A 10,194-nucleotide genomic window follows, 5' to 3' on the forward strand; every position below is an offset into this window, starting at 1 on the left:
CGCTACGATAAACTTCAGGTGATCGGGCGTTATGGAGACTTGTCTGGTCTGAGATCTAGGCTCTGCTAGAACTTATAGTTGCGCAGTGTATGCGAACACTGCACTTTGTTGTATTTGAAACCTTGGGGGCGTCTCGTTGCTTAATCAACGAAGTAGTTTTCTTTCCAATATCGCTGTATTAGGCGTCATTTGCTCCAGTGTTGGGTTTGGGGCTTTCGCTTCTTCTGCAGCTGCTGGTGCAAGCGAAAGCTCTCAGTCTCAGATGCCATTTACCTTTGGCGCACTCGTGGCAAAGATGAAGGCACAGGCGCAGGAAGCCTATACAGAACCATCCGGAGAATTGCCGGAAGCGCTGGCTGCATTGAAGTACGATGGTTATCGGAAAATTGCCTATAAGCGTGACCGCAGCAAGTGGAAGGACACCGAGAACTTCCGTGTTCATGCTTTCCATCCGGGCTGGTTGTTCAAAAATCCTCTGAAAATTCATGAGGTAAAAGAGGGCGCAGCTCAGCCATTTGTGTTTGAAGCTGCTGACTTTGACTATCAGGATGCAGAACTGACCGCATCTCTGAGCGATGTTTCTTTTCCCGGCGTGGCTGGATTCCGCCTGCTGAACCCACTGAACGTGGAAGGGCGGATGGATGAACTGGTGGCGTTTTTGGGCGCCAGCTACTTCCGTGCTTTGGGTGCTGGCAATGTTTATGGCTTGTCTGCGCGTGCGCTTGCTATTGATACAGCCAGCGGCAAGCCGGAGGAGTTTCCGAACTTCACCGCATTTTACCTTGGCAAGCCTGTTGAGGGTTCCGACAAGGTGACCGTTTGGGCGGAACTTGATAGCCCGAGTGTTACAGGAGCGTATCAGTTTGTTTTTGAACCAGGCCAGCAGACAGAAGTGGATGTGACTGCACATCTGTTCTTCCGCAGTGATGTGGAGCGGCTTGGGATTGCACCACTAACCTCCATGTATCTTTACGGTGAAAACGACCGTGTCGGGTTTGATGATTTCAGACCTGAGGTGCATGACAGTGATGGCCTGAAGCTGCGTTTTGCCAATGGCAAGACCTCTTGGCGGCCACTTTCCAACCCGGATAATCTGCAGCTTTCCTTCATTGGAGCACGTTCTCCAGCAGGGTTTGGCTTGATGCAGCGCGATAAAAATCTTGAGAATTATCAAGATCTTGAAGCTCGCTATGACAAGCGTCCAAGCCTTTGGATTGAGCCTCTTGGTGACTGGGGTTCCGGTGCTGTGATGCTTGCAGAAATTCCAACTGATCAGGAAATCAACGACAACATCGTTGCCTTCTGGTCGCCCAATGAAGCGGTGAAAGCCGGTGACGAACTCTCGTTCCACTACAAGATGTACTGGGGTGATGAAGTTGGTCGTTCTGAGCAGATGCTGATGCCGATTACCCAGACCCGTTCTGGTAAAGCAGGCCATTCAGCATCTGAAGAGAACTCGCTGACCCGCAAGTTTGTGGTGGACTTTGATGCCTCTTTGTTTGCTGAAAGCGGATTGAATGGGGAGCAGCTTGTACGCGCTAAACCATTTATCGAAAACGCTGCTTTAAACGGCACAGTAGACTTTGCGGACGTTCGCTACATTGAAGAACTGGGTGTTTATCGTGTGTTTCTTGATGTTTCCCGCGATGACCTTGAAATCCCGGTTGAGTTACGCCTTCAGCTGACTGACGGCGAAAAAGCAGTTTCCGAAGAGTGGCTTTACCAGTGGGGGTGGAGCTCATGAGACCTATGAAATCTGAACTATTTTCTACACACGTTAACCTGAGCAGCGGCCCTGTTGCACCGCTTGCCATGCCAGTGCAGGACCTTTCTGCCGGTGACAGCTGGTTTGTTCTGATCTGGCGCCGCCTGCGGTTTGGGCGCAGCTACTCAGCTTTGCCAGGCAAGGGGACGAGTTTGCGAAAAGCCATTTCCACCTTCTCGGAGCGGTAATCCATGGATAAGCCGTTTCGCGACGGGGTAGGGCACCGCCGGGCTGCGGCTTTTGTCTTCTGTCTTGCATTGTCCCTCAGCTTTACAGGGTTGTTTTATGCAGCCCTGAGCGCTGACCACCTCAACATCTATGAGGTGGTTCGGATCGCGCTGCTGTTCATCAGCACGCTCTGGCTTTCCTGGGGTGGGGCAACTGTTTTGCTGGGCCTTCTTTATGGCCGCTCTGTTAAGCCTCTTGATGCTGATCCGCGCGCCCTGCCAGCTTCTGCCACAGCAATTCTGATGCCGATCTATCATGAGGATGCGCCTGAAGTTGCTGCGCGCCTTGCTGCTATGATGGATGATTTGCGGGTAAAGAATGCAACACACCTGTTTCACTGGCACGTGCTTTCTGACAGCCGCAATGATGAGATTGCAGTGCAGGAAGAACAGGTTGTTCGTCAACTGGTTGCGCGTTATCCGGAGCAAAAGATCTTCTATCGCCGCCGGACTGACAACCATGGCCGTAAAGCCGGGAATGTAGCCGAGTTTGTGCAGCGTTGCGGTGGTGCCTACCGTTACATGGTGGTGCTGGATGCGGACAGCCTGATGCGTGCCGACACATTGGTGCATATGGTTGGTCGTATGGAAGCGGAGCCAAACCTTGGCCTGCTGCAGACCGTGCCGATGCTGGTTGGTTTGAAAAGCTATTTTGGCCGTAGCCTGATGTTTGCCTCTGGCATGTTTGGCCGTGCCTATGCCTTTGGCCTTGCTGCCATGCAGGGAGAGTGCGGACCTTTCTGGGGCCACAACGCCATCATCCGTACTCGTGCGTTTGCCTCCAGCTGTGGTTTGCCGGAGCTGGATGATACAGCGGCGTTTGGTGGACACATCCTGAGCCATGACAGTGTGGAAGCGGTGCTTTTGGCCCGTGCCGGCTGGCAGGTGGAGTGTGATCCGCGGATCACCGGTTCTTATGAGGCCGCGCCTGAGAATATTCTTGGCTACGCGGCGCGTGACCGGCGCTGGTGTCAGGGCAACCTGCAGCACTCCCGCGTGATTGGTGCGCGTGCGCTCAAACCTTGGGGCCGGTTCTCTCTGATGCTTGGCATCATGTCTTATCTGAGCTCCCCGGTCTGGGCTGCGTTTTTGCTGGCCAGCCTGTTTGCTCCGCTGGATCTGCCTGTGCTGGAAGCTTACACCTTCAAGAACCATCTGCCGGTTTTGGGTCACATACCTATGAGTGCGGCGTATGAAGGTGCTGCTCTGTTGTTTGGTGTTGTTGCTCTGCTGGTGCTGCCCAAAACGCTTGTTGTTTTGAAAGAAGTGTTTTTGGGTGATCAGACGACCTCTCGCAAAGGTATTTTGGGCGGTTTTGTTGAGCTGATCAGCTCTGCGGTTTTCGCTCCGGTTCTGATGGCGTTCCAGTGTCGCTCTGTGTTTGAGGTTCTGATGGGCCGTGACAGCGGATGGACCAATGCTCACCGTGATGCTGCGCGCCTTCCGCTACTGGAATGTTTGCGGTCTGTTTGGTGGGTGAGCGTGATTGGTGCGCTGGCCATGGGCCTGAGCTGGATTGGTGAAGCCGCGCTGTGGCTGTGGGTGATGCCGGTTGCGCTGCCGATGCTGCTGGCACCGTTCATCATCTGGGCAAGCTCATACAATGTGGGCAGTCGTGCTGCCGAGCGTTTGGGGTTTGTGCTTTCCTCTGATCAGAAGGGCGCGGCCCAACTGCTCGCCCATGTGGAAAAATACTCCGCAGATCTTAGGGTATAACCCGTTCATTTGTGCTTTGAGGGCCACATCCACCAGCTGAGCAGCTGGGATGTGGCCCTCTTTGTATCTGGCGTTTTGTCCAGTGTTTAAACTTCCGGTCTGGGTCTCCATGGGGGATGAGTGAATGCCGGAAGAGACAGTTTCAACCCGCTTGTGGTGGCGACCGGCGGGCGTTGTTGTTCTGATTGCAGGCTACTTGCTACTGCATTTGCTTTTGCGCGGCTATTTTTCTCCCACACTCAGCACAGATGACATGTTTGAGAACGTGTTTGTGCAGGAGCTGAAGCTTGGCTATCAGGTGCGCCAGCCTCCCGTTTACCAGTGGCTGCTTTATGGCGTGCAGAGGATTTTTGGCCCGACCATCTGGAGCTTTCTGGTTCTCAAGTATTCGCTGGTGTTGTGTTTCGCGCTGTTTCTTTATGGCGTGGCGCGGCAGGCCATTGCTAATGAGAAACTGGCGGCTTTGGCGGTGTTTTCCTGGGTGGCGTTCTACCAGATCGGCTTCAACCTGCATGAGGGGGTGACCCACACAGCGGTGCTGATGGCCGCCTCCGCCGCCACCGTTTACTGCTTCCTTTGGATGCTGCGGGACAAGATGGTTGGAGCGGCGGTGTGTCTGGGGCTTGCTGTTGGTTTGGGGATGCTCTCAAAGCACTCTTACGTTCTGGTGCCTGCTGCGATGTTTTTGGCCGTCTTAAGTGATCGTTACTGGCGCAGGCAGATACGGCTGCCGTTGCTGGTGGCCTCCGGCGTGATCGCGGTGCTCATGTACAGCCCCTACCTCTATTGGGTTGTCAGCAGCGAGCAAGCTTTGGTCGGTTCTGCGCTCAACGTGATGCGGGAGGGAGAGCAGGGGAGTGATGTGACCCGCATCCTGACCGGTGAACTGCGCCTGTTCACCAGCCTGCTTGGCTTCTCCGCCCCGTTTCTGCCCTTAGTCCTGCTGCTGTTCTTCCCAGCGCTGTTTGGTAAGGGGAAGGTGAGGGAGCGTACCGCTCCTGATCCAGAGGTGTATCGCGTCGGCCAACTGCTGCAACGCGCTCTGCTGATCTCTTTGGCTTTGGCGTTCACAGGCGTTCTGCTCAGCGGCGCGCAATACATCAAAGAGCGCCACATGCATCCGGTTCTACTGTTGCTGCCGCTGGTGATCTTCTTCCAGATCTCGCGCAGGACGTATGCGGCGCGATCGGTGAAAATCTACAGCAGCGTTCTGGCGGTTCTAGTTCTCGTCGTCCTCGGAATCCGCATCTCCGGTTTTCTGGCCCCCGACAAAAAAATGTGCGGCGGCTACTGCCGACATATGAAGCCCTACGAGGATCTCGGCGAGCAGCTCAAGGCACAGTTCCCGGAGGCCGCACAAGCGACCATCGTTTCTCTGGATGAATACACCGGTGGTAACCTGCGCGTCACCTTGCCAGACGCTCGCCATATCATCCAAAGCTTCCAGCCCAGCACTGACCAACGCTCAGACTGCTTTATCGTCTGGGATATGGGCGACGATGGTACCAATCGCGGCATGCAAACCGCACTCAGCAGTGGCGGGTTTGCGTCCAGCAAAGCTCCGACAGATGGCAAAACATTGCGTTCCCACCAGATCGATGTGAGCTGGCCTCATTTGTGGAAGAAGGAGAACTTCCGTAAAACCACATTCGGGATCGCCAAAGTGGATAGCGATTCTGAAATTTGTCGCTAGTTCCTACGTGGTGTTTTGATGTTGAAGATACGTGTTGCCGGTCCTGAAGATCTTGAAGCTGTTGTGCAAATGATGAACGGAGGGGCCTCCTCCCAGCGTGTTCATCTGGAAAGCGATGAGATTGACACGTACCGACCAGCGTTCCTCGCCATCCAGCAAGCGGCAGATACCGATATTTATGTTGGCGAGCTGGACGAGGGCGAGCCAGTGGCTACGTTTCAGCTATCCTTTCTGATCGGGTTGGCCTTTAACGGCAAACCGCGCGGTCAGATTGAAAGCATGCATACCCGCTCTGATATGCGCGGTAAGGGGCTTGGCAAGGCGATGCTTTCACATGCAGTTGAGTTGGCGCGTGAAAAGGGCTGCTGTATGGTGCAGCTCACATCCAATAAGGAGCGTGCCGATGCGCACCGCTTTTATGAGAGCAACGGATTTGTGCCGACCCACGAAGGCTTCAAGCTGGTTTTCTAACTGTTAACTGGCAGCGACATCGAGTGTTTCATGCTGGCCAGTTCTGAAATAAGTTTCGTACCTGACCGGCAGTGCCAATCCCTTACTCCCGATTTTCTTCTACATTTGTTTTCAGGTGACCCATGGCCGCAACACAGACCAAACCCATTGAGCTTTATTACTGGCCAACGCCAAATGGCTGGAAAATTTCAATCATGCTGGAAGAGCTGGGCGTTCCCTATGATCTGAAACTGGTGAACATTGGGCGCGGGGAACAGTTTGATCCTGAGTTTTTGAAGATTGCCCCAAACAATCGCATGCCTGCCATTGTTGACCCTGAAGGGCCGGGCGGTGAACCCATTTCCATTTTTGAGTCCGGGGCTATCATGCAGTATCTGGGGCGCAAGTTTGATCGGTTCTACCCGTCTGATGAGCGCGGCCGTGTGGAAACTGAGGAATGGCTGATGTGGCAAATGGGCGGGTTTGGTCCCATGCTTGGTCAGAACCACCATTTCCGCATTTATGCGCCCGAGAAAATTGAATACGCCATGACCCGCTATTTCAATGAAACGCACCGGCTTTATGGGGTGCTCAACAAGCGGCTTGCAGATCGCTCCTATGTGGCCGCCGGAGAATACACGATTGCCGATATGGCGATTTTCGGCTGGTCTCATCGTTGGGAGCGTCAGGGCATGGATCTGGAGGAGTTTTCGCATGTGAAAGCCTGGCGTGAGCGGTTGCTGGCGCGATCAGCTGTGGTGAAAGGGCTTGAAGTTGGTAAGGCAGAGGCTGATAGTTCCAATATTGTGGAGGATAAACAGGCACAGTCTGTGTTGTTCAACCAGCGCTGATACCTGTAACGATCAGCAGTTTTAAGCTTCAATCACGACACCGGCACTTTAAGTTGATTTGAACCGGCGTGCCGCCAAAATTAGGCTCTCGCAGAATGATAAATTGAAATCACTTGCGAATGGACCTTGATATGATGCGGGCTCAAAAAATACTGCTGACTTCCCTTTTTCTGGCTGTTTGGGCGCTGATCTCTCCCGTTTCAGCGGCCTCCTTTGAAGATCCAAAGTTCAGCCTTGAACTGAGAGATGCCAATGGCACGAAAACACTCGGTGAAGCTTTCACCAAAGGGCCAGCTATTTTGCATTTCTGGGCAACTTGGTGTCCAAACTGCCGCGTTGAACTTCCAGCGATGGAGCGCTTCGAAGATGAGTTGAAAGCGCAAGGGCTCGATGGCCAGTTTGTCGTGGTTGCGCTGGAAGATGTTCCTTATGGCCGCATTCAAAGCTTCCTACAGGATCGTTTGGGCCTTGAGCGCTTTACCAGTTATCAGGCTGTCGATATGCAGGCGATGGGCACTGCGTTTCAGGTTGCGGCCATGCCCTACACAATCTTTCTGGATGAAAACGGCGGTGTTCTTGGCGGAATTCCAGGGTCGTTGGAGTGGGATGCACCACAGATCCGAGAGACCTTTATCGGCCACCTTCAGGGCAAAGGCACCATTGCCTCAGGTAACTGAGTGTACATATGAGGTGATTTCACTTCAGACTGACAATGCGTTTATTTGGAGCCCGGCATGTTCGGGCTCTTTTTCATGCGGCTGGTGAGAGCTTCCATTGTGATGTCGATAGCGGGGAAGATTTGATCCAGCGGAGTTTCAAACTTTACCATCTGAATAATGCCTTCAAACGCCATCATGAAATAGTCCACCAGATGATCAATGTCTTCCGGCGTTTGCAGATCACTTTCAAATTTAACCAAACGCCTACGAATTTCAGCGGCCCATTCAAGGCGCAGGGCGAGATATTCTTTTCCCAAAACAGGATCAAACCGGCCAATTTCTCCAATAGTTGACCAGTAAAGACTGCCTTCGATGCGGTTCTGCTCTTCGCAAAGCTCTGCAAAATCAGTCAACATCAGATACATGCAGGAATAGATATCGGCGTACATGGCTGAACTGGAGCTAACCTGCTGGCTGAACCGCATGAAGTACCAACGCATGGCCGGGGCGACGAGATCATGCTCTCCTTCGAACCTTTGCCTCAGCAGATCAGCATCAATATCAGCAGCTTCAGCGACTGCGTCCATACTCGCGGCTTCGCGTCCCTTTCGCAGCAGCAGCTGAAAGGCAATCTTGAAAATCTCTTCCAGCCTGTGCGGCGGGATTAAATCATCGGGATTCGTGTTGCTGGCCATGAACCGCTGAACCATCCTTAGATTTCTGCTCACGCAAACCAAAAGCAGATGCCATGCCTTTCTGGCATAATCTCGAAAAGTTCGTGCTCAGATGCCAGTCAGCAAGGTGTTCAAGGGCTTGTCCTTAGCATATAGCGGGAAAAGAACAGGAAACGAATGCTGCGAGATATGTTTCAATTTGTTGAGTTTTCGACGCTCAAGAGGGGAAGGCTAGCGGCGTTGCCAATTGACGTTTTCGCAGAAGTTGAGGACGACTTTTCTGCAGCCTGTCATTCTTAAAAGACCGCTGGGCAGAAGGTGCAGATCTATGCTGACTTCGTATCCCCGCCGTGGGTCATATCCTTCTGCTTGCCATTTGTTTTCACCAGCCGCTTTTATGTTCCAAAGAACTCGGAGGCCAAGAACTTTGCGTGCGCGTTTTGCGGTGTCGTGGTTTCGCAGATCCAATACGTCTTGTTGTCGTTGCCCATCAGGTGGCCTGAAGGACTGCAACCGTGCGCACATGGCTGTGCCGCACTGGGAAATGTTGATGATTGCTCCTTTTGCCGTTTGCCAGAGGCCGTGCAAATCGGAGCTATGGGCAGGAGCGGCCACCGGAGCCATGAAAAGAAAGAAGTAAAAGATGATGCCTGGACGGGTCATTTCCAACCTGTTTGCCTAATCACCTGCCTCAATCAAGGAGCAGGTGATTAGCTAACATAACAGGCCTGTCTCGGCTTGAGCCCTTTGAGCCTAAGGTAAATTTACTTTGTACGGGTCCAGGTGTCGCCTTTACAGAAGATCAGAACGCAGCCTTCAAGTTTTAGCTTGTTGTCAGAAACCAGTTCCATCTTACCAGAGTAGGTTTTGCCGTCTTCCGCGTTGTAAACTTTCCCTTTCCAGCTGTTTTTGCCATTTGGCTTCATACCAAGAATGGTTTTTGTACCGATCAGCGACCGATCACGCAGTTTCGGATCAGGGTTTTCGGTATCTTTGCGTGGCTTCTTCAACCAGACAATGTTGCCGCACAGATTGCCCCCACATTTGGAGATCTTGATTTTTGCAGTCCCATTAGCCCGCATCCAGGTGCCTGTTGCATCTGCAGCCAGAGCCGATGTGGTGAGGCCAAGCGAGAGCAGGGCGGCCAGAGATGTCTTCAAAAAGGGTGCTTTCATGGTTCCTCCCAAAACACTGAAGCTTTTAAGAATGACTTTACCTTATCGTAAGCTCAGGAATGTGCAAGGCAATCAATCAGTGGACTAGACATGTTCTCCCCGGACTTGATTCGCACAACCCATCAAATCATTCAGTGCAATATCCCTTGGTTTACACCGTGACAGAACTACTTAAATTTTGTTTTTGAGACCGCTTTTTTCGTTTCAATCATGGTTTTTAACCGCCTTTTTAGAGTGTCAAAATCTAATAGTCCGCGACGTCAATTAGATTTCGGGGAGGTCATGAGCCTCCTCTTATCTCATCAAAAATTACGAGCAATACCAAACGAGTTCACTGTGTTTTAGGAGAGAGATTTAATGACTGTGTTGCAGTTTGATGGCGTAATTCATCGGCATGTGAAGCAAAATGCGTGCGAAGTGGAATCTCTGTTACGGCGTGGTCTTGATGCAGCCTCCGGCAAAGCTGGTGCTTGCGATCTGATTGAAGCGCACAAATGGTTTAATCTGGCTGCCATGCGCGGTAGCACTCAAGCGGTGCGATATCGCCGCGAGGTATCTCAGGAAATGTCCTCTATGGAAATTGCAGAAGCGCAGCGCGCGGCCCGGGACTGGCTTTCTGTGCATTGATGTGAGTTTTGTAGCTTGTCGCGGCTCACATGCGACAAGCTTTTGATTTGGGTGGGGCGATGCCTGCTACATTGTCTGTGATGCTGTGATGCTGTGATGGTTTTCGGCTTTTGTTAGACCCTTGTCGTTTTAGTGAGTAACCTTTGGGTTTATACAGCTGCGTTTCCCTCCGTACTGATATTATATAATGCGAGCGATTTATGCTTGTGCATGAGATGGCTGTTTATGGTTTGTGACAGCTTCTCCCTCCTTTCCTCAAAAGCATAGCGAGACACGCTGTATTGTCTGCGTGTATTTACCTCTCCCGCTCGGTTGTGAGGTGGTACTTTTCTTTCTTCATTTGTCAAAGAACCCGGA

General features: G+C 52.3%; 11 protein-coding genes. 8 read left to right on the top strand and 3 right to left on the bottom strand.

From position 1 onward, the window contains the following. Nucleotides 1–136: 136 nt before the first annotated feature. From PJE062_RS25130 to PJE062_RS25160, 7 genes are all read left to right on the top strand, one after another. Nucleotides 137–1,744 carry a glucan biosynthesis protein gene (locus PJE062_RS25130; RefSeq protein WP_008552934.1) on the top strand — a complete coding sequence of 536 codons (1,608 nt, stop codon included), beginning with the start codon at nucleotides 137–139 and terminating at the stop codon, nucleotides 1,742–1,744. 5 nt (nucleotides 1,745–1,749) lie between these two features. Next, complete coding sequence (locus tag PJE062_RS25135; RefSeq protein ID WP_008552985.1) at nucleotides 1,750–1,953, top strand: hypothetical protein; 204 nt, start codon at nucleotides 1,750–1,752, stop codon at nucleotides 1,951–1,953. A 3-nt stretch (nucleotides 1,954–1,956) separates the two neighbouring features. Next, nucleotides 1,957–3,708 carry a glucans biosynthesis glucosyltransferase MdoH gene (gene mdoH / locus PJE062_RS25140; RefSeq protein ID WP_008552978.1) on the top strand — a complete coding sequence of 584 codons (1,752 nt, stop codon included), beginning with the start codon at nucleotides 1,957–1,959 and terminating at the stop codon, nucleotides 3,706–3,708. A gap of 124 nt (nucleotides 3,709–3,832) precedes the next feature. Then, nucleotides 3,833–5,401: a glycosyltransferase family 39 protein gene (locus PJE062_RS25145; RefSeq protein ID WP_008552986.1), complete on the top strand. Its 1,569-nt coding sequence runs from the start codon at nucleotides 3,833–3,835 to the stop codon at nucleotides 5,399–5,401. Nucleotides 5,402–5,419: 18 nt separating this feature from the next. Next, nucleotides 5,420–5,872, top strand: coding sequence for a GNAT family N-acetyltransferase (locus PJE062_RS25150; protein WP_008552937.1), 453 nt, complete (start codon nucleotides 5,420–5,422; stop codon nucleotides 5,870–5,872). Nucleotides 5,873–5,994: 122 nt separating this feature from the next. Then, complete coding sequence (locus tag PJE062_RS25155; protein ID WP_008552940.1) at nucleotides 5,995–6,702, top strand: glutathione S-transferase N-terminal domain-containing protein; 708 nt, start codon at nucleotides 5,995–5,997, stop codon at nucleotides 6,700–6,702. A 131-nt stretch (nucleotides 6,703–6,833) separates the two neighbouring features. Continuing rightward, nucleotides 6,834–7,379 carry a TlpA disulfide reductase family protein gene (locus tag PJE062_RS25160; protein ID WP_208982485.1) on the top strand — a complete coding sequence of 182 codons (546 nt, stop codon included), beginning with the start codon at nucleotides 6,834–6,836 and terminating at the stop codon, nucleotides 7,377–7,379. A 41-nt stretch (nucleotides 7,380–7,420) separates the two neighbouring features. Here the strand turns inward: PJE062_RS25160 and PJE062_RS25165 are convergent, their stop codons facing one another. From PJE062_RS25165 to PJE062_RS25175, 3 genes are all read right to left on the bottom strand, one after another. Beyond that, nucleotides 7,421–8,056 carry a TetR/AcrR family transcriptional regulator gene (locus tag PJE062_RS25165; RefSeq protein WP_208982486.1) on the bottom strand — a complete coding sequence of 212 codons (636 nt, stop codon included), beginning with the start codon at nucleotides 8,054–8,056 and terminating at the stop codon, nucleotides 7,421–7,423. A gap of 210 nt (nucleotides 8,057–8,266) precedes the next feature. Further along, complete coding sequence (locus PJE062_RS25170) at nucleotides 8,267–8,698, bottom strand: DUF2147 domain-containing protein (RefSeq protein ID WP_008552997.1); 432 nt, start codon at nucleotides 8,696–8,698, stop codon at nucleotides 8,267–8,269. 101 nt (nucleotides 8,699–8,799) lie between these two features. Beyond that, the gene (locus PJE062_RS25175) at nucleotides 8,800–9,210 is read right to left on the bottom strand and encodes a DUF2147 domain-containing protein (protein ID WP_008552976.1); all 411 of its coding nucleotides are present in this window, start codon (nucleotides 9,208–9,210) and stop codon (nucleotides 8,800–8,802) included. A 357-nt stretch (nucleotides 9,211–9,567) separates the two neighbouring features. On the opposite strand from PJE062_RS25175, the gene PJE062_RS25180 reads away from it, so the two are divergent. Next, nucleotides 9,568–9,837, top strand: coding sequence for a hypothetical protein (locus PJE062_RS25180; protein WP_008552958.1), 270 nt, complete (start codon nucleotides 9,568–9,570; stop codon nucleotides 9,835–9,837). Nucleotides 9,838–10,194 lie beyond the last annotated feature (357 nt).

This window comes from Pseudovibrio sp. JE062 (assembly GCF_000156235.1).
Taxonomy (GTDB): domain Bacteria; phylum Pseudomonadota; class Alphaproteobacteria; order Rhizobiales; family Stappiaceae; genus Pseudovibrio.

Bases quoted from the DNA above. Each gene is read 5' to 3' on its own strand.
- PJE062_RS25135 (WP_008552985.1), top strand. From the start codon at position 1,750: ATGAAATCTGAACTATTTTCTACACACGTTAACCTGAGCAGCGGCCCT.
- mdoH (WP_008552978.1), top strand. From the start codon at position 1,957: ATGGATAAGCCGTTTCGCGACGGGGTAGGGCACCGCCGGGCTGCGGCT.
- PJE062_RS25145 (WP_008552986.1), top strand. From the start codon at position 3,833: ATGCCGGAAGAGACAGTTTCAACCCGCTTGTGGTGGCGACCGGCGGGC.
- PJE062_RS25150 (WP_008552937.1), top strand. From the start codon at position 5,420: ATGTTGAAGATACGTGTTGCCGGTCCTGAAGATCTTGAAGCTGTTGTG.
- PJE062_RS25155 (WP_008552940.1), top strand. From the start codon at position 5,995: ATGGCCGCAACACAGACCAAACCCATTGAGCTTTATTACTGGCCAACG.
- PJE062_RS25160 (WP_208982485.1), top strand. From the start codon at position 6,834: ATGATGCGGGCTCAAAAAATACTGCTGACTTCCCTTTTTCTGGCTGTT.
- PJE062_RS25165 (WP_208982486.1), bottom strand. From the start codon at position 8,056: ATGGCCAGCAACACGAATCCCGATGATTTAATCCCGCCGCACAGGCTG.
- PJE062_RS25170 (WP_008552997.1), bottom strand. From the start codon at position 8,698: ATGACCCGTCCAGGCATCATCTTTTACTTCTTTCTTTTCATGGCTCCG.
- PJE062_RS25175 (WP_008552976.1), bottom strand. From the start codon at position 9,210: ATGAAAGCACCCTTTTTGAAGACATCTCTGGCCGCCCTGCTCTCGCTT.
- PJE062_RS25180 (WP_008552958.1), top strand. From the start codon at position 9,568: ATGACTGTGTTGCAGTTTGATGGCGTAATTCATCGGCATGTGAAGCAA.